Below are 25119 nucleotides of genomic sequence, written 5' to 3'. Positions count from 1 at the left end.
ATCTGCTTTTAATCTTTTCGCATCTCGTTACTCGAATCTCGAATCTCGCATCTGCTCTTGTGCTTGCTTCTCAATCGCTTTCACCATGCCTTTAAAAATAAACAGGTGGGCTGGCATCATAGCAAACCAATACAGTAACCCTAGAAACCCCTTTGGATGCCACCAAGCCGAGATATTCAGCTCGCGAGAGTCACCGTGGTCACAGACGGTAATCTCGAGTCGCCCTAAACCGGGGCCTTTCATACCGAAAAGCAGAGATAAAAACTGGTTTTCTTCACAACGAATGACTTTCCACGAATCGATTTTGTCACCGACTTTTAGATTGGGTCCTTTTGGCATTTGTCGAACTGGTACACCGCCACCGAAAAGAACATCCAACCATTCGCGTGTGCGCCATAAAACGTTGGCAAAGAAGTAACCTTGCTTCGGGCTTCCGATTTGTTGAGCCACGTGCCAGAGCGATTCCAGTGAAGCGCTTGAAGTGATACTTGCACCTGTTTTCTTCGGATAATAACCGTATCCAGCTTGCCAGCGTTTAAAGGCGGTTTTATCAAAGCCCCACACATTGCTTTTGACAAAGTTTCCTTCAGCGTGAATGGCTTGTTCAACCATGCTCTCGAACGAGACGAGCTTCTGAGGGTACTTTTCTCTGATGGTGGTCGAACTGGCGATGAAGTCGTGCTTTAAGCCTGCAAGCAGTGCTCTGCCTATGTTGGACGGTACAGAAGTCACCACGCCTAACCAATATGAAGCAATCTTTGGTGTCAGTAGCGATGTCGCCCACAGCCTGAGTGGACGATCGGCAGTTTTGGCAATATGAGCAAACTGGTTTCGGTAAGAGACAATATCCGGCCCGCCAACCTCAAAGGTTTGGCTTTCGTTAGGCGGGTCTTGTGCGAGTTTTATTAGGTAATGGTTCAGGTTCTGCAAGGCAATAGGGTTCGCTTTAGAGTCAACCCACTTTGGCGCAATCATGATAGGCAAGTTGTACACGAAATCTCGCATGATCTCGAATGCCGCTGAGCCGGGGCCTATGATGACGCCTGCTTGAAGCTCGGTAACTGGAACTGGCCCTTTACGAAGCAGTTCGCCGGTTTTCTTTCTCGCTTGAAGGTGTTCTGAATCGCCAGTCTGAGGCTGTAAAGAACTCAGGTAGATGACGTGTTGATTCTTTGGGCCAAGAGCAGAAACAAAGTTACGGGCTAAGTTCAGCTCATAATCGATAAAGTCGTGGCCTTCTGCCATGCCATGGACGAGAAAGAAGATAAGATCAAAGTCGGGGACTAATGCTTGTGTCGCAGCTTGATCGGCCAGATCAAGATACTCAAGCGATAAGTTTTCGTGAGGCTCGGTTCGTGCCTTTAAATAGTCGATATGCCTTGCTGCTGCCGTGACTTGATCGCCTTGCTCAAGCAGGAGAGGGAGGAGTTGCGAACCAACATATCCAGAAGCGCCTAAAACCAGTACTTTCTTCATTGTTACTCCATTTATATCTGTGGTTAAAAACCGAACATTGATATAATAGCGCGATATTTATCTTTATTCATCAATACGTTCCGTTTAGGTCTCTCTCTATGTTGCTCTCTTCAATTATTCATCACACACGAGGTGATTTTGTTCGCAGGCTTATTGCGATTGCACTGCCTATCACCTTGCAGAGCATTATGTTTTCAAGCCGAGGCTTGGTGGATGTGTTGATGTTGGGCCAACTTGGCGAAGCAGACATTGCAGCTGTGGGTGTGGCGAGCCGAGCGATGTTCGTGACGACTATTATGCTGGTGGGTGTCACTACAGGCGGCGCTCTTCTTACTGCTCAATATTGGGGCGCGGGTAACAGACAAGGTGTGAGAGAAAGCACTGCGCTGACGTGGCTAGTTTCGACACTGTTTGCGTTACTGACCATTGCGTTTTTCGTTTCATTTCCTGCACAAATCATGAGCGTGACGACTGACTCTCAAGAGGTCATTAACCTAGGCGTTGAATACATTGTCATTACCTCATTTAGCATGCTAGCAGTATCGTGTGTCAGCAGTATGGCTGTGGGTTTGAGAGCGATGCACAAACCCGGGCTAAGCACCTTCTTCAGCGGTATCGGCATCCTGTCTAACGTGTTCTTAAACTGGGTGCTGATCTTTGGTAACTTAGGCTTTCCTGCGCTTGGAATCAAAGGTGCGGCGATTGCGACGGTACTGAGTGGCGCGATTGAAGTCGCGACTTTGTTTGGTTATCTCTATTTCTCTAAGCATTTATTGGCTTTTAAGTTCTGCGATATTAAAGCAGCAGCTTCGATTGATAAGGTGATTCGCTTCTTGAAGCTGTCTCTGCCGACCACGTTTAATTTCTTAGCATGGGCGGGTGGCTTGTTTGCTTACCACGCGATCATGGGGCAATCGGGCGTTCAAGGTCTGGCTGCGCTTTCAGTAATGACGCCGGTTGAATCTATCTCATTGAGCTTATTAATTGGTTTATCGAATGCGGCAGCGGTTCTGGTGGGTAACCAGCTTGGCGCGAAAAATAATGAAGCGGTTTACTATCAAGCACTTGGCTTAACAATTCTGTGTTTCTTAACCAGTATCGTTGTGGCCGTTTTTCTCTATTTCGTTCAAACGCCAATACTCAATGCCTTCAGCGCATTGACGGAAGAAACCAGAGCCCTCTCAGAGAAATTCATTCTGATCCTCAGTGTGGGTATTGTCATTCGCTCGGTGCCATTAACTGTGATCGTTGGGGTGTTGAGAGCGGGTGGTGATGTGAAGTTCTGCCTCTACCAAGATTTGATTGCTCAGTGGGTGATCGGTATCCCATTGGCAGCCATCGCGGCTATCTATTTTAAGTTTCCACCTGAGTGGGTATATCTGCTTTTCCTAACGGAAGAAGTCCTCAAGTGGGGTGGGTCGCTATATCGTATGAAAACAAGAAAATGGATTAAAAACTTGATAGGAAGTTGAAGTAGGGCGCACCAATCGCATCACTTTATCGTTGGCGTGTGATCTATCTTTCAAAATACTTCCTCCTAACAGGGAATTAGTGTAGATTCTCCTTCCAAATTCTAACTAATGCGAGCTGTTTAATGTTAAAGCTGTCAGACCTATGTAAAGGCTATGTCGATGGGGGGGAGTTTCACCCTGTTTTGCAAGGTGCTGAATTAACATTAAACCAAGGTGACCAGCTGGCATTAATGGGAGAAAGCGGTTCAGGTAAAAGTACGTTACTGAATCTTATCGCGGGTTTAGACCTAGCGGATTCAGGTGAAATTGCTTTCCCTCACTTCAATATGCACGACTCAACCGAGCGTGATCGTACCGCTTATCGCAGAAACAACATTGGCCATATTTTTCAGCAGTTCAACTTACTGCCAACGCTAAATATTGCCGATAACATCCGCTTTTGCCGTCAGTTAAAAGGCTTACCTGAAGACAAAGGTCTCTGGAGACAGATTCTCTCTGCTTTAGACCTTATGCCTTTGCTTGGCCGTTACCCTGAAGAAGCGTCTGGTGGCCAACAACAACGTGCGGCCATTGCGCGTGCGCTGTATATGGAACCAAAAATATTGCTGGCCGATGAGCCGACCGGTAGTTTAGATGAGCGTAATGCAGAAGCGGTAATGCGTTTGCTGACCTCTTTAGCTCGTCAATTAGAATGTACGTTGCTGTTGGTAACACACAGTGAAAAAGTAGCTCTGCATATGGATGGCAGGATCCGTCTACAAGGAGGGCAACTGCATGTTATGGCCCGTAGTTAAGGCGCTACTCGGTCACTATCGACGTTACCCACTGCAGATTATTTTGGTATGGCTTGGTTTAACCCTCGGCGTATCACTTTTGGTTGGTGTTACTGCTATCAACCAACACGCCAAGCAAAGCTATGCGCATGGCGAAAAACTCTTTTCGAATCCTCTCCCTTACCGTATTCGACCAAAACACAACGCCAATAAAATCCCGCAAGGCTTTTATATCCACCTTCGCCGTGAAGGCTTTCAACAGTGTTCTCCTCTTGATCACCATCGTATCACTGATGAAAATGGCGCAAACTTTATGCTTGTCGGCATAGACCCTGTTTCTATGCTTCAGCTACAACCTGGTATTGCGTTAAAAGATCTCACCGCTTTGAACCTCATGAAGCCACCATACCCAATCCTTGTCAGTGATGATCTTGCTGAACACATGGAATGGCACAACGGAGATTACATCCCTTTGATGGATGGCTCTGAGCTTGGTCCTGTGGTTGTCGATCAAAATAACCTGATTAATGGTACAAGGCTGATTGCGGATATCTCCTTGCTCCGAATGCTAAAACGCAGTGCAGGGCTTTCTGTAATTGCGTGTTCAGACATGTCCACTGAGAAGTTTGAACGTCTCAAAAACATGCTACCTAATGGTTTGACGATCTCTCGTAGCTCTAAGGCAGAGCTTGAGTCGCTAACCAGTGCGTTCCACTTAAACCTAAAAGCGATGGGTATGCTGTCGTTTGTGGTTGGCTTATTCATTTTCTATCAGGCGATGTCGTTGTCGTTTATCCAGCGCCAACCGTTAGTCGGAATCTTAAGACAAACAGGTGTATCGGGCTGGCAATTGGCTAAAGCGCTGTGCTTAGAATTGCTGATATTGGTCGTACTGAGCTGGATCTGCGGTAATGTATTTGGGGTCATGTTAGCCAACCAATTATTACCAGCGGTATCTTCAAGCTTAGGCGACTTATACGACGCCAACGTTGGCTTAACGATTGACTGGAATTGGCGATGGAGCGGCTACAGCTTATTGATGGCGTTACTTGGTGCGTTCTTAGCATGTGCTTGGCCATTGGTGCGCTTGCTTAGATCACAACCGATTCGTTTGACTTCTCGCTTATCTTTGATGCGCTTTGCGGGTACTGAGTTTACTTGGCAAGCATTGATTGGCTGTGGCTTCTTAGTTGCCGCTGTCGCCGTATACCAAGCTCCTCAGACTCAAGAAACGGGTTTTGCGATTATCGCGCTAATGCTGATCAGTGTGGCTCTATTTACTCCGTTTTTGATGTGGAAGTTATTTAACAGCCTCTCTTATTCGTTGCGCTGGGTTCGTGCTCGCTGGTTCTTTGCTGATGCTGCTTCCAGTATGAGTTACCGTGGCGTGGCGACGATGGCGTTTATGTTGGCCTTAACAGCCAATATTGGTGTAGAAACCATGGTCGGTAGCTTTAGAGATACCACTGATAAATGGCTAACGCAGCGCTTGGCAGCCGATCTTTATATCTACCCAACCAACAATGCCGCTGCTCGTATGAGTAATTGGTTATCTGATCAACCTGAAGTGGATTCGGTTTGGTGGCGTTGGGAGAAAGATGTTGCGTCTCCAGTTGGTAGCATTCAGGTGGTCAGTACAGGTCCTTCTGAAGGCGAGCTAGAAGCGCTTACGATCAAATTAGGTATTCCGAATTACTGGTATCACTTGCATCACTCTAAAGGTGTGTTGATCAGTGAATCGATGTCTCTCAAGTTGGGGATTCGCCCTGGCGACTACATCGACCTCTATGACAGTCTCGGCTCTGGTTGGCAGGTTGTCGGTGTTTATTACGATTATGGTAACCCTTACCATCAAGTCATGATGTCGCATCGAAACTGGCTGTATGGATTTGCTGGGCGGGGTAATGTCGGCCTTGGCGTAATACTCAAAGACGATGTGAATTCATTAGGGCTTCGCAGCCGATTGGAAAGCGTATTCAGGCTTGGCTCTGAGCGTGTGTTCGATAACAACAATATTCACAGTCAAGCTATGCGGGTGTTCGATAGGACGTTCGCGATTGCAGATACACTAGGTAACATCACTTTGGTTATCGCCGTCTTCGGTATCTTCTTCGCGACGGTTGCGGGTGAAGTATCTCGTCAAAGGCATATTTCCTTGCAGCGCTGTTTGGGTGTCTCGGCGAAAGAGCTGATTCTGACAGGTAGTTTGCAGTTGTTTGTGTTTGGGCTTATTTCCTCCTTAATTGCGATTCCGCTCGGATTGGCGTTAGCGAGTTTAATTGTTGATATCGTGATAAAGCAGTCTTTTGGATGGTCACTCGAGTTACAAGTGATTCCATGGGACTATTTGCAGACATTTGCATGGGCCATGGCAGCATTGATGCTAGCTGGTGCTTTACCAGTGATGAGAATGATTCGGAACACTCCGATGAAGTCACTGAGGGATGCGCTTTAGTATGTTTTTACGGAACACCTCAACTAAGTTAAGACAACGAATCTTGTCTTCTCTTCTATTAATCAGTTTCTTCGGCATCTTTTTAAGTGTTTGGGGGTATTACTCCTATTTCATCGATCCTGGTGAAAAGGGCATGAATGAAGTTAACTCAATATTGGTTAATGAACACTTCAATGTGTTCGAACCTGTTTTGCCAGACCGCAACGTGTCGCTACCACAAGATTTTAAGTTTCACCCAGAGTTTCAGCACGAGTGGTGGCATTACTTTGCATCTTTGAAAGGTGATGACGGTAAAGACTATTCGGTTCAGTGGAGTTTTTTCCGTATCGCAACGGACGAACGTGAAACGCCGGGATGGCAAAGCCCTCAAGTCTATATCTCAAATGTAGTGGTCTCTTCTAAATCCAAAGTATGGAAAGAACAGCGCATGGCTCGTGGCGGCATTGGCCAAGCGGGAATGACTAATCGTCCATTCAGGCTTTGGATTGATAACTGGAACTGGCGTGCACTCGGCAACACCCCATTCCCAGGGCGCCTTCAAGTGCAAACTGATACGTTTGGACTGGAGCTAGACACCATTGCAAAAGGGCCCTATGTGCTCAACGGCGATAACGGTTATCAGAAAAAGCACGACTTATTACCTGTCGCGTCTTATAACTTCAGCGCTCCATTTTTATCGTTGAGTGGTGTGTTGAACCTAGACGGCGTTACTAAGGAAGTGGAAGGCACAGCGTGGGTACACAAAGAGTGGGGCAGTGGCTTACTTGGAGTGGGCCAACAAGGTTGGGATTGGTTTGTATTTAACCTCGATGACGGGACTGCGCTGAGCATTAACCGCTATCGTCATAACCAACAGTTGCCTTACGTATTCGGGACATTAGCAACGCGCTCAGGCAAAGTTTACCAGTTAACGGAATCCGACATTTCCATTCAACCATTGCAAAATACAACGTTGATGAATGGAAGACGGATGCCTTTACAGTGGATCATTAACGTCCCTAAGCATGATATCAACCTCACAACGCGTATTATACGCAGGGATATGTGGCTTCCTTTTGTCATACCATATTGGGAAGGGCCGATTAAGGCGAGCGGCAGCCATGAAGCGACAGGCTTTATGCAGTTAACTGGCTACTAAAAAACACCTAAGGCTATCATTTGATAGCCTTTTTTTATGCCTGTGACTTTTAGCCACCCCAATGAATTGTGCATACAGGTTCGATGATCTCATCTATACTTAATTTATGGTGCATAACAACATTATGGAATATACGACGTATTGTTTAGTATTTGTAGGAAAAACCGAAGTTAAACATCCGAAGAAGTGATTATCTATCAATTAAACTTGGATATAAACTCGTGGTTATTCTTTGTTATTCGTTTATTTAAATAATAAATATAAGGGCGAAATCATGACCGACGTCATCCGTGACTTCTTTAAAATGGAATCTGCTGGCGGCATCATACTAGTCATCGCTGCGGCGATCGCAATGTTTGTAGCAAACTCACCACTGAACGAAATGTACCAAGGTATACTTCATAGTTACGTTCTTGGTATGTCTGTGTCTCACTGGATTAACGATGGCTTAATGGCTGTCTTCTTCCTTCTAATCGGCTTAGAAGTTAAGCGCGAACTTTTAGAAGGCGCATTAAAGTCTAAAGAGACAGCAATCTTCCCAGCTATCGCAGCTGTGGGTGGTATGCTAGCTCCTGCACTTATTTACGTGCTATTTAACTCAAGTAATCCTGAAGCGCTTCAAGGTTGGGCTATCCCAGCAGCGACTGATATCGCATTCGCATTGGGTATCATGGCTCTTCTTGGCAACCGTGTACCGGTAAGCTTGAAGGTATTCCTGCTAGCACTAGCAATTATCGATGACCTAGGTGTTGTTGTTATCATTGCACTGTTCTACTCAGGCGACCTATCAACGCTTGCACTTACAGTTGGCTTCATCGCGACTGGTGTGTTGTTCATGCTAAACAATAAGCATGTGACTAAGCTGAGCGTTTATCTTATTGTTGGCGCAATTCTGTGGTTCGCAGTATTGAAGTCTGGTGTTCACGCAACATTGGCAGGTGTGGTAATTGGTTTTGCTATCCCACTGAAAGGCAATAAAGGGGAGCGTTCTCCGCTGAAACACCTAGAGCATGCTCTGCACCCATACGTCGCTTTTGCAATCTTGCCAATTTTCGCATTTGCAAACGCAGGTATCTCACTAGAAGGCATCTCAATTTCAAACCTTACAGGCATGCTACCGCTTGGTATTGCTATGGGTCTATTGGTTGGTAAGCCACTGGGTATCTTCCTATTCAGCTGGGGTGCTGTGAAAACCGGCGTAGCTAAGCTTCCTGAAGGTGTGAACTTCATGAACATCTTCGCGGTATCTGTGTTGTGTGGTATTGGCTTTACGATGTCTATCTTTATCTCGTCACTGGCATTTGGTCCAACGAACGCAGATTTTGATACGCTTGCTCGATTAGGTATCCTGATGGGCTCAACGACTGCAGCTATCTTAGGTTACTTCCTGCTAAGTATTTCTCTACCGAAAACTAAGCATCAAGAAGTAAAACTATAATCAGTAGTAGGCTCGCTTAATAGGGAGCCTACTCACTGAGTAACAAGTCAACTTCTGAGTAGCAAGAAGAGTCACAGAGTCTCCCTCGACTCATGTGACGATAAAGAACAAAAAAGCCGTGATGGGCAACCCTATCACGGCTTTATTGATCTTATAACTAAGCTGCTGTTGTTCGACACTCGCTCTTGCTCTATATCATAGCTATATTTACATCATCGAAATCCACAGTGACAATGTCACGCTATTTTTCAAGCGTGGTGAATATGGTCCACTCCTCGACGATTTGTTCACTTAACCCTACCACAGTCGCTGTTACCTTACGGTTCAATGCGTGTGAAGTAGGGTCGTCGCCATCGCTTTCTAGGCGCTCTTCACCATAGCCGACAATTCGCACTCGCTCTGGTTCGATACCATTCGACAGTAACTCGTCTTGAACATTGTTTGCTCGTCTCTTTGATAGGTCTAAGTTGTACTCGTTAGAACCCACTTTACTCGCGTAGCCTTGTATTTCAATCGAGGCACTTTTGTAGGTTTCAAGAAACTCTGCCATCGTGCTGATCTGGTCTGAGAAGATCGGGTTCACTTCAAATGAGTCATGAGCAAAGAGTATTTTTAGCTGTCTGACTTCTTCCGCACGAATCGTTTCTCCACAACCATCATTGTCGACTTGTGATGTCTCAGGCGTACCTGGACAGATATCACGAGCGTTCACCACACCATCTCTATCATCGTCTTGCAGGTCTGCAATCTGTTCTGCTTCAGGTGTCTCGATATAGGCCTCTTCCTGCTGGCTCGAACAGGCAAGTAAAGTCATCGTTAATACGGGAAGTAATAAATAAGTTCTTTTCATCATTAATACTCCACGGCCGTTGTCCACTCTTCTGGAATATCGACCAGTAGAGCATTCAATAAAGAACCTGTTGCGTTCATTACACGGTACTTAGCGTACTGTTCGGAGTAATGGGCATCGAGGTAATCTTTACGGGCTTCAAACAGTTCGTTCTCAGTGTTGAGCAAGTCAAGTAGAGTACGCTTACCTATTCGGTATTGTTTTTCATATGCGATAACGGTTTCCGAAGCTGAATCAACATGATCAGATAAGAAGTTCTTTTGTTGTAACGTCAGGTCCAGCGCACTCCATGAGAGACGAAGACCTTCTTCCACTTGTCGATACGCACGATCTCTAAGATCTTTAGCCTTATTCAGCTGGTAAGCTGCAGCTTCAGAGTTAGCACTGTCTGTACCACCGTTGTAGAGGTTGTATCGCATTCTCAACATAGCGAGCGTTTCTTGACTTGAGCCTTCATCACCACCCGCATCGTCGCGCCATGACTGTGATGCTTCGATGGAGAAGGTTGGATAGTTCACGCCTTTCGATTGTTTGTATTGGAAGTGAGCAGCATCAACGTCAGCTGCTGCAATTTTTATAACGGGGTGTTTGTCTAAGGCATCAACAATGGCGTCCGTTAACGACAAAGGAATTCTAGAAATATCGGCTCTTGGGTAAATCAAGCCTAAAGGTTCTTGACCAACCACTCGTCTAAATTGGGTGTGTGTATCGATCAAATTATTCTGTGCGGCCAATAAGTTACCGTGAGCTTTTGCTATCCTAGCTTCAACTTGCGACACATCCGCAGTTGAACCTATTCCGGAGTTAGCCCGTTTCTTAATGTCTTTATAGATTTTTTTGTGTATTGAAAGGTTACTTTCAGACAGTGCCAGCACTTCAGTGGCCTTCACTGCATCTAGATAGATTTGGGTCACCTCCAAGGCTTTGTCTTCGGCGTCTGCGATCAATTGCAAGCGAACCGACTCAGCTTCTGCGGCGGTACGATCAATGTCGTACAGAGTCGCGGAACCATCCCACAGCAATTGAGTGAGGGAGATCGTAGCTTCCTTTCGTGTTAGATCCGTATCGGGACCGTTGTTTGGTGCAGGGTTTATACCTTCGTAACCAATACCGGCGTCAAGGTCGATACTTGGCTTGTATGCTCCTCCTGAGGCATCGTTACGTTTTCGCACGCTCACATATTCGTTGAAGATGCTTTTTATCTCTGGATTCGTTGCCAAGGTAATAGCAACAGACTGTTCCAGAGTCTGAGCGGCGAGTGGTGTTGCAGCAACTAAGCAGCATAAGATGGATAATTTAAACAATTTCAAAGTAGCTCTCCTTCTACTTTCAATGTCTCATCCGTTTCCCAACCTACGTTTATCGCTGAATTGAGAGAAGGGTGTTAAACGAAGCTTAGGACATTTGCAAAAAAATGCGAAGTTTGTAGGTTTTTTTTTGAATGTAAGTCGCTATTGCTATTGACTAATTTAAAAAGCACCAGATTTACCAACTTTTAGTGAGTTGATTATCAATAGCGCCACTACTAGATTTATTGTAGGAAATAGCCACAGCGCAGGGTGGGATTGGTTCCGCGTTTGGCGTGTTCTGGGCAGAAGTGGGAATATGGATATGGGAAATATCAACCTAAGTATACTAGGCCTTGTTAGCGGGAGTGTAGTACTCGACGCTCAAGGGCAAGTTAGACGTTTGTCTCCGGGCGAACAACCAGCTGCTAGTGACGTAATTATCAGTTTTGGGACTAGTGAAGAGAGCGTGCCAAGCGTATCTGCACGTTTTGTAGATAACCAAGGCCAACAAAATGCACTAGATACTGATGATGCGATCGCTCAAGTTCAGCGTGCTATTGAAGAAGGATTTGATCCAACGGAATTAGGAGATGAGTTTGATACTGCAGCTGGTGAGCAAGGCTCTAGTTTGACCAACAGCGGTAGGATTGAACGTACCGGCGCCGAAACTCAAGCTGCCACAAATTTTGAAACTGATGGGTTTGAGTCTCAAGGTTTGTCCGAAACTCAAAGTCTTGCTCTTTTTGATATCATCGCTTTTGCGCTTATTTCAGGTGAAACTAATGTTATTGAGTTTGAGCAGGATGAACCTATTGAAACTGGGGGCGCTTTAACGAGTGAAGACCCAGACGTTACCTTTATTGTTAAAGAGGTCGCTGGGGATAATGATCTCGGTACTTTTGTTGTAAACGAAGATGGTACTTGGACCTTCGTGGCCAACAGTCCTTATGATGAGCTTGCGGATGGTGAGCAAATTCAAGACTCGACGACAGTACAATCCTCCGATGGAGGCGAACAAGTCATTACAGTAACGATAATTGGTACTGATGATGCGGCTGTGGCTACTGATGACTCAGGCAGTGTGACTGAGGACATTGATGTAGATGAAATCACCAATCAATTAGTGACGTCTGGTCAGATTGTGATTACAGATGTAGACAGCGACACTCCTACTTTTTCAGCTGACGGTGAGTTTAACCTCGTAGGTTCAACAAACGAATCACAGCTAGGTGTATTGAGCATCGACCCTGATGGTGCTTGGACTTACGTAGTTAACAACGATGACGTTCAGTACTTGGATGACGATGAGTTCGTTACTGAAGTTTATACTGTGACAGCAAGTGACGGTACTACGAGTGAGGTGATCATCACTATTAACGGTGCCGATGACCCATCTGATATAACCGTAGGTGAAGGTGATTCAGATACTGGTGAAGTGACTGAAGATGTGGATGTAGACCTAGAGAGTAACAACTTAATTACTTCTGGGACACTAACGATCACCGATGTCGACGATAACGATGTCGCTGCTTTTCAACCAAACGGTGTGTTTAATCCTGAAGGATCAACCAATGATACCGCGTTAGGCATGTTGACCATTACCGACGATGGTGAATGGACTTACACCGTAGACAACGACGATGTGCAATATCTTGATGACGATGAGTTCGTTACCGAGGTTTACACAGTTACTGCGATTGACGGAAGCACAAGTGAAGTGACTATCACCATCAACGGTGCCGATGATCCGTCTGAGATTACTGTTGGTGAAGGTGATTCTGACATGGGTGAAGTGACGGAAGATGTCGATGTCGATCCTGAAAGCAATGACTTGATGGCGACAGGAACATTGACGATCACTGATGTTGATGCCAATGATGTCGCGGCTTTTGAACCCAACGGAACGTTTAACCCGGAAGGTTCGACCAATGAGACCGCATTGGGTATGTTGACCATAACCGATGATGGAGCATGGACTTACGTCGTAGACAATGACGATGTGCAATATCTTGATGACGATGAGTTCGTCACTGAGGTTTACACGGTTACTGCGATTGACGGAACCACAAGTGAAGTGACCATCACCATCAACGGTGCCGATGATCCATCGGAGATCACCGTTGGAGAAGGTGACTCTGATATGGGTGAGGTGACAGAAGATGTCGATGTCGATCCTGAAAGCAATGACTTGATGGCGACGGGAACACTGACGATTACTGATGTAGATGCCAATGATGTTGCGGCCTTTGAACCGAACGGAACGTTTAATCCAGAAGGTTCGACCAATGATACCGCGTTAGGTATGTTGACCATAACCGATGATGGCGAATGGACGTACGTTGTAGATAACGATGATGTGCAATATCTTGATGACGATGAGTTCGTTACTGAGGTTTACACGGTTACTGCGATTGACGGAACCACAAGCGAAGTGACGATTACCATCAATGGTGCCGATGATCCATCTGAGATTACCGTTGGTGAAGGTGATTCTGACATGGGTGAGGTGACGGAAGATGTTAATGTCGATCCTGATACCAACGAACTTTCAGCGTCAGGTACTTTAACGATTACTGATGTCGACACGAGTGACATGCCCGCCTTTAAACCTAATGGTGTGTTTACCCCGATTGGGTCTACTTATGCACTTGCTTTGGGTATGTTAACGATTACTCCAGAGGGCGCATGGAGTTATGTCGTTGATAACGATGCGGTTCAATACTTGAATGATGATGACACGGTTATTGAAAGATATGTGGTAACCGCGATCGATGGTGTAGAGCATGTTATCGAGATAACAATCAATGGTGTCAATGACGCACCTGAAGCGACCAGCTTTACGGTCGTTAATGATGAGGACGCGATTATACCTATTCTCTTCGATTCTGAAGATGGCGGCATGCCTGATTACATCTCAGATATAGAAGATGACCATGACGACATTCCACTTAATATTCGAATCGAAAGTCTGCCAACCAACGGCAGCCTCTTGTATACCGACGAAAATGGCGTCACGAGAGAAATTGTACAGTCTGATGTTGATAACGGTGAGTTGTTTGTTCCGAACAATATCAGCTTCGTTGCCGGGCCTGGAGAAATGTTTGAAATGGGCTTTAGTGGCGATCCTGAGGATATGCCAGAGCTTGTTGATGGTTTCTATAATTGGGGTGTGGAAGTTTCACCAACAGAGAGACTTATTACGCTAGATAACGGTAATACGATTACATTAACGATCGAAGATAACAATAATAAACCGTTGAAACAGTATCAAGGTGAGCAACCTCATGTCGGCTTTGGTATCGGTGATACAGACGGTAGAGGCATGAACAAACAGGAGACCTTGGTCCTCGACTTTACTAATAATCCATTAGAGGTTGTTGACTTTGGTTTAGATGGGTTGGGTGGTTCATTTAACACTGATAGCAATGTTTATGTTGAAGTGCTCTATACCTTTGCTGATGGCACTACTCAGACGGAGCAATATCAAAAAGATCCAGGAGATACAGGGAATAGCCAAATTCTGTATGATTTTAGTTATTCTTCACCAGACAATCCGATTGTTGGGATGGAGCTGTCATCGACAGGGGGCAGTTGGGAGTTACGCTATGTCCAAGGTAACGAGGCAGTAACCGAAGATCCGCAGTTTGATTATGTCGCAGTCGATTCTAATGGTGCAGAAAGCACGGTAGAGACGGTCACTATAGATATCGAAGATCCGCAGCAATATAACGTTATTAGTGCTGCGAGTAATGAACCTTTGTATGCCGAGTCAGGCAACGATCTGCTTATTGGAGATAGCGGAGACAACATCTTCACTTGGCTAGACTCTGCGCTCGACAACGGTACTGATATTATTAAAGATTTCGAGCTTTATACAGGTGGTTCTGGGGATCTGATTGACCTCAATGATTTGGTCGAAGACCCTCAAGATGAGACTCAAATGGCCGAGCTACTTGATGCGATTGAGGTCTCTGTCGACGGAGAAGATATCGCGTTGTCCATTCCAATCAATGGAGGTGATGATGTCCAAACTATCGTTGTTGAGGGGATTGCGACTGAACTGGGTGGTTCGGTTGACCTAGGTAATGACCTAGCCGTGCTGGGAGAGCTGATAAAAAATGATGCTGCTTAATTAGATAATGTGAAAGGTTCTAACGTTTAACGTAAGAAAAGCCCTCGATTTCGGGGGCTTTTTTGTGTCGAGTACCCGCTAAAGAAAAGGTATCGGAACAACACACAAAAAAAAGCCCAAACCAACGTGGTTTGGGCGGATACAAGTATAGGAGTTAATAAGGAAAATGCAGTAATTAAGAAAGCAGTGAGAAGAACAAGTTTGACGGCCTGTTAAACTTCTAAATACGCTGTTTTCTATATAATTTATGACCCACCATTTCCATTTCAGTTCCAAGAAAATTCATTATTTTTTTCTTTTTTTGTAAACACACAGCGATTCAATCGGTTAGTGCTGAGTTTTATTAACTGGTACGACCAATTTGTGAAAATGTGATGTTGCTTGCTTGTTAAATAAATGTACTAAGCGTATATTTCAAACAGTTGTTTAATACGAGTGATTGAAATGGCACCAAGAAGTACAACCAAAGACAAAATCTTAGATGTGGCTGAAGGCTTATTTGCTGAGCACGGTTTTAATGACACCTCTTTACGCACGATTACGAGTAAAGCGAATGTCAACTTAGCTTCAGTGAACTATCACTTTGGCGATAAGAAGACTCTGGTTCGTGCGGTACTCAATCGTTACTTAGAAGCATTTATGCCAGCACTGCAAGATGCATTAGTGAACTTAAACTTGAACGAAACGTATTCTATGAGTGACGTGTTTGAGTCTTTGAGACAGCCACTAAGAGCACTTAATGATGTTAGGCCAAATGGTACAAGCCGGTTCATGTTACTTATCGGCAGAGGCTATACGGATGTGCAAGGACACTTGCGTTGGTTCATTACTACCCGTTATAGCGAAGTACTTTCTTTGTTTACAACGTCAGTAATGAAGGCGAATCCGAACCTCACTCAAGAACAGTTATTTTGGCGATTACACTTCACCCTAGGGACTTGTGTATTCACCATGGCATCAAGTCAGGCTCTGGTAGAAATTGCAGAGAATGACTATGACAGAAAGATAGATGCTAAGGCAGTGGTCGATATTCTTATTCCATATTTAGCCGCTGGCATGTCAGCAGAAGAATAAAACAATAAAAAGCGAAACATTCACAACCAATATAGTGAACAAAAGGATCTGAACTATGAGCTCTCTAAGACAAAAATGGGTAAGTGACCCAGCTTTTAAACTCTTTAAAAAAGTACTACCACCACTATCTAGCACCGAGAAAGAAGCGATGGAAGCGGGTAGCGTGTGGTGGGACGGAGAGCTGTTTTCTGGCAAACCAGATTTCACTAAGCTGCACCAATACCCTAAACCTCAGCTGACAGCAGAAGAGCAATCGTTCATGGATAATGAGCTTGAAACTTTGCTGGCTATGCTTGATGACCACCAAATTGTAAAAGAAGATCGAGACCTTCCTGAAGAAGTGTGGAACTTCTTACGTAAAGAGCGTTTCTTTTCTCTTATTATTGCGAAAGAGTACGGCGGTCGTGAATTCTCAGCACACGCTAACTCAACTATCGTAACTAAGATTGCGACGCGTAGTATCAGTACTGCGGTTTCAGTAATGGTTCCAAACTCTCTTGGTCCTGGTGAGCTGCTTTCTCACTACGGAACTCAAGATCAAAAAGACTACTGGCTGCCTCGTCTTGCTGACGGTACCGATATTCCGTGTTTCGCACTAACAGGCCCAGAAGCGGGTTCTGATGCGGGTGGTATCCCTGATGTCGGAACTGTGTGTATGGGTATTCACGAAGGTAAAGAGACGCTAGGTATTAAGCTGAACTGGAACAAGCGTTACATCACGCTAGCGCCAGTGGCGACGGTACTTGGTTTGGCTTTCAAACTGCACGATCCTGAGAAACTACTTGGCGACAAAGAAGACATCGGTATCACTTGTGCGCTTATCCCAGCAGATCACGAAGGTGTTGTAATTGGTGAACGTCATGACCCACTTGGTCTTGCATTCATGAATGGTCCAACACGCGGTCACGATGTGTTTATCCCTATGGAATGGCTAATCGGTGGCGCAGATTACGCAGGTAAAGGCTGGCGTATGCTGGTGGAATGTCTGTCTGCAGGTCGTGGTATCTCACTACCAGCACTAGGTACAGCAATGGGCCACCTAACTGCGAGAACAACTGGCGCATACGCGTATGTTCGTAAGCAGTTTGGTATGTCGATTGGTAAGTTTGAAGGTGTTGCGGAGAGCTTAGGCCGTATAGGTGGCTTAACGTATCTACTAGAAGCGACTCGAACGCTGACAACTACTTCACTTGATATGAAAGAAAAGCCGGGTATCGTAACGGCTATCGCGAAATATCATATGACAGAGATGGCACGTACTATCCTGAATGATTCAATGGATATTCACTCTGGTCGTGCAATTCAAGATGGTCCAATGAACTACTTGGCTGCGCCTTATCTAGGTATTCCAGTTGCTATCACAGTAGAAGGTGCGAACATACTGACTCGTAACCTGATGATCTTTGGTCAAGGTGCGACACGTTGTCACCCATACGTGTTGAGCGAAATGGAAGCGGCAGCAAATCCAGACGAGAAGCAAGGTGCTAAAGACTTTGATAGCTTGCTGTTCAAGCATATCTCTCACGCAACTAAGAACACGTTCGGCGCGTTTGGCGCAGCACTAACTGGCTCTAAGTTCATTAAAGCCGACATGAGCGGTCCAACTAAGCCTTACTACCAAGACTTAACTCGTTTGAGCCGTGCGCTTGCAGTAAGTGCGGACTTCGCAATGCTAACGCTAGGTGGTGAACTGAAACGTAAAGAGCTTATCTCAGCACGTTTAGGTGATGGTCTAAGTTATCTATACATGGCGTCTGCTGCGCTTAAGAAGTATGAAGACGAAGGTCGTCAACAAGCTGACCTAGACTACGTACACTACGCGGTTCAACACTGTTTCCACAACGCGGCTAAATCGCTACAAGAAGCGTACAGAAACTTCCCGAACAAGATGGTGGGTAAAGTACTTAAAGGTCTAGTTTTCCCTGTCGGTAACCACTTCGAAAAACCAAGTGATAACCTAACAGTGCAATTAGCAGAAAGCTTGATGACTCCGGGCGCACACCGCGAACGTCTGACTCACCTTTGCTACATTGGCAAAGAAGAAGAGGACAGCGTTGGTCTAATGGAGAACGCGTTCAATGCGATGTACAGCATCAAGCCATTAGAGCGTAAGATCTTCAAAGCAGTGAAAGAGGGCAAAGTGGCTCGTAAAGGCTTACTGCAAGACAAACTTGCTCAAGCACTTGCTGCTGATGTGCTGACGCAAGAAGAAGTCGACCAAATTGTGGCTGCAGATAAACTGCGTTACGCTGCGATTCAAGTTGACCACTTCAGTCATGACTTTAGTGAAACTTTGACGCGAAAAGAGTTAAAACCTAAGCTAAATAGCGTTGCTTAGATAAAGAAACGATAAAAGGCACCTAATTAGGTGCCTTTTTTGTTTTTGTCGTAGAAGTCGCAATAGATGCGTTAACAAATGGTGACTTAGTCAGCAAATATCAGCTGAGTGCTCCAACCACTTGCATTTTCACCACATTTTTACAGAAATTAGATGCCATTTGCGTACGAAACTTTTATCCTTAACCTGATTTTTTAAGGAAGTTGAATATGATCATCAAACCTCGAATTCGCGGATTCATCTGTACTACAACACATCCAGTCGGTTGTGAAGCTAATGTAAAAGAACAAATTGCTTACACAAAAGCTCAAGGCCCAATCGCAAACGCACCTAAACGTGTACTAGTTGTTGGCTCTTCAAGTGGCTACGGCTTGTCTTCACGTATTGCGGCTGCATTTGGTGGCGGCGCTTCAACTATCGGTGTTTTCTTTGAGAAAGCCGGTACTGAGAAAAAACCGGGCACAGCTGGTTTTTACAACTCAGCAGCGTTCGACAAGCTAGCTAAAGAAGAAGGCCTGTATTCAAAAAGCCTGAACGGCGATGCTTTCTCTAACGAAGCGAAACAGAAAACAATTGACCTGATCAAAGAAGATCTAGGCCAAATCGATATGGTTGTGTACTCACTGGCGTCTCCAGTGCGTAAAATGCCAGAGACTGGCGAAGTGATTCGTTCAGCTCTAAAACCTATCGGTGAAACGTACACATCAACGGCTGTTGATACCAACAAAGACATGATCATCGAAGCAAGCGTTGAGCCTGCATCTGAAGAAGAGATCAAAGACACTGTTACTGTAATGGGCGGTGAAGATTGGGAACTTTGGATCAACGCTCTATCTGAAGCGGGTGTTCTAGCTGACGGTTGTAAAACTGTTGCTTACAGCTACATCGGTACTGAACTAACGTGGCCAATCTACTGGGATGGCGCGCTAGGTAAAGCTAAGATGGATCTAGACCGTGCAGCGTCAGCGCTTAACGAGAAACTAGGCCAAACTGGCGGTACTGCAAACGTTGCTGTTCTTAAGTCTGTTGTGACTCAAGCAAGTTCTGCAATCCCTGTAATGCCTCTTTACATCGCTATGGTGTTCAAGAAGATGCGTGAAGAAGGTATTCACGAAGGTTGTATGGAACAGATCTTCCGTATGTTCAGCCAACGTCTATACAAAGAAGACGGCAGCGCAGCAGAAGTGGATGAAGTGAACCGTCTACGTCTAGATGACTTAGAACTTCGCGAAGACATTCAAGATCACTGTCGTAACCTATGGCCTCAAATCACAACTGAGAACCTGAAAGAACTGACTGACTACGTAGAGTACAAAGAAGAGTTCTTGAAGCTATTCGGTTTCGGTGTTGAAGGTGTTGATTACGAAGCTGAGGTTAACCCAGCTGTTGAATTTGATGTAGCTGACATCTAATTCAAACAATCGAATCAAAACGAAATAGGCGCTCACTGAGCGCCTATTTTTTTGCTCAAAAGCAGGTGAGAAGAGATTTAAGAGCAGATGCGGGATTCGAGTGGCGAGATGCGAAGAGATTTAAGAGCAGGTGCGGGATTCGAGTGGCGGGATACGAAAAGACTTAAGAGCGGATGAGAGATACGAGTAGCGAGATGCGAAGAGATTTTAGAGCAGATGAGAGATACGGGTGACGAGATGCGAAAAGATTTAAGAGCAGATATGGGACTCGAGGTTCGACGATCTCTAAGAGCAAGTGAGAGAAAAGAAGCCATAAAAAATGCACTAATCCAAACAAGAACTAGTGCATTTAAAATATCTAATCTATAACGCTGAATAAGCTAGCTAATTATAATGATGAAGGTACCTGCTAAGGTCATCAATATATTGGCTATCGCGTAAGTACCTGCGTAACCCAGAGCTGGAATGGTTGAGCGAGCGTGGTCATTAACGATGTCCATCGCTGGAGCGCAAGTTCGCGCGCCAATGATCGCACCAAACAACAGAGCTCGGTTCATCTTCAATACGTAAGCGCCAACCAAGTAAGCAAAGAATACCGGCAAGACACTGACCACCAGAGCGATACCGATTACCTGCGGACCAACTTGGGTTAAGTGTTCGAATATCTTACCACCGGCGCTTAAGCCGATACCGACCATAAAGAACATCAAACCGAGGTCTTTGACCATGTTCAGAGCACCTTGAGGCACATAACCGAAAGTAGGGTGGTTCGCTCGTAGGAAACCAAGCATGATGCCCGATAGAAGCAGGCCAACTGCGTTACCTAGTCCAAACGACACCTGACCGAATGTCATGGTGATCAAACCAAACAAAATACCCAAAATGAAGAAGCTACAGAAGGCCATCAAATCCGCCATTTGGCTGTGGATTGAGATGAAACCAATTTTCTCTGCTAGGCCGTGCACACGACTCTTTTCGCCACTCACCTGCAGTACGTCACCCTTAGAAAGCACAATGTTTAAGTCCATCGGCATTTCAATCTGAGCACGCACTACGCGGTTAAGGAAACAGCCATATTCAGACAAGTTTAAGTCAGATAGACGTTTACCTGCGATGCTGTCACTTTTAACGACGATCTCTTCTTCCACGATACGTAGATCGAGAAGGTTACGGTCGAAAACCTCTTTACCGTTACGGAAACTTGGGTCTAGACGAGCGTGGCTGTCTGGGAAACCAACCAATGCGATCTCATCGCCTTCTTGCAGAATTGCATCACCATCTGGATGGGCAAGAATACCATTACGTCGAATACGCTCGATGTAACAGCCTGTTTGGCGATAGATGCCCAGTTCACGCAGGTTCTTACCGTCAGTCCAAGAGATGAGCTCTGGGCCTACTCGATAAGCACGAATAATGGGTAGATAAACCTTACGCTGACCTGAAGCGCCTAAACCACGTTCTTGGGCGATTTGCTCTGCCGAGTCGTGTAGGTTCACTTTTTGAAGCTTTGGAATCAAGCGGGCAAACATAATCATACTGATTAAGCCAACCAAGTAAGCCATCGCGTAACCCACTGATAGGTTCTCGATAATCAGGCTCAAATCCATATTTCTTGGTAATTCTGCAAGCCCAGAATTCAGAGCATCTTGAGCACCTACCAATATCGGCGTGGCTGTTAAGGCTCCCGCCATCATACCAGCGGATAAACCAAACCCGAGGCCAAGGTAATGACTACTGAAATAGGTTAGGGCAATAGCTGTAGAAAGTACCACAAGGCTCAGAATGAGATAGTGCTTACCGTCTCTGAAGAAGATACCGAAGAAGTTTGGCCCAGCTTCAATGCCAACACAGTAGATGAACAGCATGAAACCAATGGTGAGCGCATCTGCGTTAAAAGAAAAGCCAAGATGTCCCATGATAAGGGAAGTAATCAAAACACCGATTGAGTTACCAAGTTGGAGGCTACCGAAACGAATTTTACCAATGGCTAATCCAATCGATAAAACAACAAAGATGAGGAGAATGGGGTTTTGTTCTAACAGAAAAACAACGTCGATATTCACGGTGGTCGCTCAATAATTGGCGTGGAACACAGGGTAAGTTTGAGAGGTGAATTGTATCTAAATATAAATAAATTATAAGCAATATTTTGCTAATTTACTTGATTTTGACCTTATTCTTATTCCGTATGAAAACTGGTCATAAAAAAGCCCGCTACAGTGAGCGGGCTTTCTATAAATCGTACAGTCTAACTCCTAAATGGGCTAGCTGTTTAAGGCCTTAGCCTCGATTCTCGTCTGAGAAATCCTAGCTTAGTCAAAAAGACCTAGGTTTTCTTTTGCGTATGCTTCAAATTCTGTGCAGCCGCCGATGTGGTCTTGGTCGATGAAGATTTGTGGCACTGTGTCTACAGGTTTGCCAACAGTCTTCTCTAGATCAGCTTTGCTGATACCTTCAGCGTGGATGTCAACGTAACGGTAGTTGAAGTCATCGCGTTTAGCTTTAAGAGTTTCAGCATGCTCTTTTGCACGAACACAGAATGGGCAAGCAGGGCGACCAAAAATAACTACAAACATTTAATTTCTCCTAAATACGGGATGAGGCTCGTTAACTCGATTATGTTAACTATTCTTTAGTGAATGCCACTCAAAATTTCTTAAAACCAACTATGCCTCAATGCCATGGGGAAATAAAGATGGAATTACCTCTTAATACAATAGGTTTTGTCTATCAGAGCAAATAATGGTCACAAAAAGGAACCATGCTGATTTCTGATGGGTATCTAGATTGATTACCCTTAATTTAAGAGTGTGAATTACCCCTAGAAATACGACATTAATCTATCTTTAATGCGACAAGTTGCACCTCGTCAAAAAAAGCGCATACAGAACGAGGCATCTTAATACTGATGCACGATATAAAGGCTAAATTCCAATAACCAAGAGTTCGCAGTTTTGTTCGGTCATAGGCGCAGGAGGCACCATGTTTCAATTTATGACATCTACAAAGATCATCTTTGGTGATGGAGCACTTTCCGCTTCATTGTCTCTCTTTAATCAATACGGCTACAGCGTGCTATTGGTTACAGGCAATACATTAGAGCGCACTTCAATTGTTACTGACTATCTCGATGCGCAGAGTATGCGTTATCAGCACATTGCCGTTTCCGGTGAACCTAATATCAAAATGGTTGAAGAGGCGGCTATTTCTGCACGTCGATTTAAGCCAGATATGGTTGTCGCGATGGGGGGCGGTAGTGCCATCGATATGGGCAAAGCGTTGGCTGCGGTTTTACCTAATCAAGGCAATTTATATGACTATGTTGAAGTGGTCGGGCGTAATGTTCCTCTTAAAACCAAACCACTGCCGTTTATCGCAATTCCAACCACAGCGAGTACCGGCGCCGAGGTCACTAAAAATGCGGTGCTAAAATCAGGCCAAGACCAAGTAAAAATCAGCCTCAGAAGCCCAGACATGCTGGCCGACGTTGCGATTGTCGACCCAACCCTAACTCATGGAACTAATCTTTATCTATCTGGGCGAGGTGCGATGGATGCCTTTACTCATTTAATGGAAGCCTACGTGTGTGGTGAACCGAATCCGTTAACCGATATGATCTGTGAAGAAGGGCTGCGTAAGTTGAGTGGTTCTGTGGTTCAGGCGTGTGTTTATGATGAGCCACAAGCGCGTTCTGATCTTGCTTTCGCTTCTATGCTCGGTGGTATGGCGATAACCAATGCCAAGCTTGGCGCAGCCCATGGTTTAGCCTCTGCATTAGGAGGTAAGATTTCTGCGCCTCATAGTGTGATTACCGCGCGTTTAGCGCCGTTTGTGATGTTGGAGAACATAGCTGTCGCGAAAGAGCAGCAAAGAAGTGACATCCTAGCGCGTTATCAGCGAATCGCTCAGATAGTAACAGGTAACGTAGAAGCAGCAGAAGAGGAGGCAATTTCTTGGTTATCTGAAGTGCTTGATACGCTTAAGTTACCCAACTTGTTGGAGTTTGGTGTCTGTGAAGCCCAGTTTGATGAGGTGTCTGCCGATGCACTCAAGTCAGTGGCGATTAAAGGAAATCCCTTACCATTGAATCAAGAGAGGCTCGTACATATTTTGAAGCAGGTATGCGAGAAGTGCAGTTGTGGAGAGGGGGAGTATGAGGAAACTTTAATGAATCAAATTGACCATGAACCTGCTGTCGAGTCGAGTTTTACCATTATCAATTCTTATGCGTCCGAAAACAGCGTGGTTGAGAAGGGCAATAGCTGGACTATCTAGCGGTCTTAAACTCGTTCGTTGTATAAGTCATTTTATACAGACAAATAAAAACGGAGCGCTAGGCTCCGTTTTTTTATTTCGCTTGTTCTCTGGTCATCTGTTTTTAGTTCATGACTAAGCAGATTAGAACTGAGAGTACTTCTCGTAACGTGAATCACGAAGTGATTCTTTGACGCGCTTTAGGTTCTCTCTGAAACCTGAACCACGACGTAGCGTAAAGCCTGTCGCTAGCACATCGATAACCGTCATTTGAACAACGCGACTTGCCATTGGCATGTAAACGTCAGTGTCTTCTGGAACATCCAGAGAAATAGACAACGAGCTCGCTTTATCCAGTGGAGAATCTTTTGCTGTGATAGCAATCACTGTCGCACCGTTTTCACGCGCTAAGTTTGCAATCTCAACTTGGCTTTTAGTGCGGCCAGTATGAGAGATAAGAACAATAACGTCGTTATCACTGCAGTTAATGCAGCTCATTCGTTGCATCACGATGTCTTCGAAACATGTGATTGGGATATTAAAACGAATGAACTTGTTTTGAGCATCTTTGGCGACAGCAGAAGAGGCACCCAGTCCGAAGAATGAAATGCGTTTTGCTTGAGTCAGCAAGTCAACCGCACGGTTTACTTGCATCGCATCTAGACTGTTTTTAGCAACGTCTAGACAAGCCATAGTTGATTCGAAAATCTTATGCGTATAAGCATCTGGACCATCATCTTCTTCAACATTACGGTTCACGTAAGGTGTACCGTTCGCCAAGCTTTGAGCTAGGTGAAGTTTGAAGTCAGGGAAGCCCTTTGTGTCTAATCGACGACAGAAGCGGTTAACTGTAGGCTCACTCACGTCAGCCATTTTAGCTAAGGTAGCAATGCTAGAATGAATTGCAGTTTGAGGGGAAGCCATAATTACTTCGGCTACCTTACGCTCAGACTTGCTGAAATTTTCCAGGTTTTTTTGTATTTTTTCTAATGTATTCATAGTGTTCACAAGGGTATAG

Annotated in this window: 16 protein-coding genes; 10 read left to right on the top strand and 6 right to left on the bottom strand. The window is 45.1% G+C overall.

Features of this window, described 5'->3' with window-relative positions:
- Positions 1 to 27 precede the first annotated feature (27 nt).
- A complete protein-coding gene (locus MSG38_RS21810; RefSeq protein ID WP_248402591.1) occupies positions 28 to 1476 on the bottom strand; it encodes a DUF2867 domain-containing protein in 1449 nt (482 codons plus the stop codon).
- Between the two features lie 98 nt (positions 1477 to 1574).
- Here MSG38_RS21810 and MSG38_RS21805 point away from each other — a divergent pair, with 98 nt between their 5' ends.
- The 5 genes from MSG38_RS21805 to nhaA all read left to right on the top strand — a co-directional run bounded on the left by MSG38_RS21805 (position 1575) and on the right by nhaA (position 8752).
- Positions 1575 to 2948 (top strand): MATE family efflux transporter, encoded by a 1374-nt coding sequence (locus MSG38_RS21805; protein WP_248402590.1) that lies wholly within the window; start codon positions 1575 to 1577, stop codon positions 2946 to 2948.
- Positions 2949 to 3070: 122 nt separating this feature from the next.
- Positions 3071 to 3742, top strand: coding sequence for an ABC transporter ATP-binding protein (locus MSG38_RS21800; protein WP_017060385.1), 672 nt, complete (start codon positions 3071 to 3073; stop codon positions 3740 to 3742).
- Positions 3723 to 6176, top strand: coding sequence for an ABC transporter permease (locus MSG38_RS21795; protein WP_050648772.1), 2454 nt, complete (start codon positions 3723 to 3725; stop codon positions 6174 to 6176). The genes MSG38_RS21800 and MSG38_RS21795 overlap by 20 nt, the downstream gene beginning before the upstream one ends.
- Positions 6166 to 7314 (top strand): lipocalin-like domain-containing protein, encoded by a 1149-nt coding sequence (locus MSG38_RS21790; protein ID WP_050648771.1) that lies wholly within the window; start codon positions 6166 to 6168, stop codon positions 7312 to 7314. Before MSG38_RS21795 ends, MSG38_RS21790 begins: the two co-directional genes overlap by 11 nt.
- Positions 7315 to 7588: 274 nt before the next feature.
- Entirely contained in the window at positions 7589 to 8752 is a 1164-nt protein-coding gene (gene nhaA / locus MSG38_RS21785) for a Na+/H+ antiporter NhaA (protein WP_248402589.1), read from the top strand.
- Between the two features lie 241 nt (positions 8753 to 8993).
- Here nhaA and MSG38_RS21780 read toward each other — a convergent pair whose 3' ends face one another.
- Complete coding sequence (locus MSG38_RS21780) at positions 8994 to 9605, bottom strand: OmpA family protein (RefSeq protein WP_086773632.1); 612 nt, start codon at positions 9603 to 9605, stop codon at positions 8994 to 8996.
- Positions 9605 to 10912: a TolC family outer membrane protein gene (locus MSG38_RS21775; protein ID WP_248402588.1), complete on the bottom strand. Its 1308-nt coding sequence runs from the start codon at positions 10910 to 10912 to the stop codon at positions 9605 to 9607. Before MSG38_RS21775 ends, MSG38_RS21780 begins: the two co-directional genes overlap by 1 nt.
- Before the next feature lie 301 nt (positions 10913 to 11213).
- Here MSG38_RS21775 and MSG38_RS21770 point away from each other — a divergent pair, with 301 nt between their 5' ends.
- The 4 genes from MSG38_RS21770 to fabV all read left to right on the top strand — a co-directional run bounded on the left by MSG38_RS21770 (position 11214) and on the right by fabV (position 19847).
- Complete coding sequence (locus MSG38_RS21770) at positions 11214 to 15023, top strand: VCBS domain-containing protein (protein WP_248402630.1); 3810 nt, start codon at positions 11214 to 11216, stop codon at positions 15021 to 15023.
- A gap of 444 nt (positions 15024 to 15467) precedes the next feature.
- On the top strand, positions 15468 to 16097 hold the full coding sequence (locus MSG38_RS21765; protein WP_017065403.1) for a TetR/AcrR family transcriptional regulator: 630 nt from the start codon (positions 15468 to 15470) through the stop codon (positions 16095 to 16097).
- A gap of 55 nt (positions 16098 to 16152) precedes the next feature.
- Positions 16153 to 18435 carry an acyl-CoA dehydrogenase gene (locus tag MSG38_RS21760; protein WP_248402587.1) on the top strand — a complete coding sequence of 761 codons (2283 nt, stop codon included), beginning with the start codon at positions 16153 to 16155 and terminating at the stop codon, positions 18433 to 18435.
- Between the two features lie 209 nt (positions 18436 to 18644).
- Positions 18645 to 19847: an enoyl-ACP reductase FabV gene (gene fabV, locus MSG38_RS21755; protein WP_029405477.1), complete on the top strand. Its 1203-nt coding sequence runs from the start codon at positions 18645 to 18647 to the stop codon at positions 19845 to 19847.
- Positions 19848 to 20227: 380 nt separating this feature from the next.
- Here the strand turns inward: fabV and MSG38_RS21750 are convergent, their stop codons facing one another.
- A complete protein-coding gene (locus MSG38_RS21750; protein WP_017060395.1) occupies positions 20228 to 21910 on the bottom strand; it encodes an aspartate:alanine antiporter in 1683 nt (560 codons plus the stop codon).
- A 249-nt stretch (positions 21911 to 22159) separates the two neighbouring features.
- A complete protein-coding gene (locus MSG38_RS21745; RefSeq protein WP_009847069.1) occupies positions 22160 to 22423 on the bottom strand; it encodes a GrxA family glutaredoxin in 264 nt (87 codons plus the stop codon).
- A 406-nt stretch (positions 22424 to 22829) separates the two neighbouring features.
- Here MSG38_RS21745 and MSG38_RS21740 point away from each other — a divergent pair, with 406 nt between their 5' ends.
- Positions 22830 to 24122, top strand: coding sequence for an iron-containing alcohol dehydrogenase (locus MSG38_RS21740; RefSeq protein ID WP_248402586.1), 1293 nt, complete (start codon positions 22830 to 22832; stop codon positions 24120 to 24122).
- Positions 24123 to 24245: 123 nt separating this feature from the next.
- Here the strand turns inward: MSG38_RS21740 and MSG38_RS21735 are convergent, their stop codons facing one another.
- Entirely contained in the window at positions 24246 to 25100 is an 855-nt protein-coding gene (locus MSG38_RS21735; protein ID WP_004734686.1) for a MurR/RpiR family transcriptional regulator, read from the bottom strand.
- Positions 25101 to 25119: the final 19 nt, after the last annotated feature.

This window comes from Vibrio sp. 1CM24A (assembly GCF_023161725.1).
Classification (GTDB): domain Bacteria; phylum Pseudomonadota; class Gammaproteobacteria; order Enterobacterales; family Vibrionaceae; genus Vibrio; species Vibrio coralliirubri.
The sequence above is the reverse complement of the archived record's forward strand: the minus strand, read 5'-3'. Positions and strand labels throughout refer to the sequence as shown.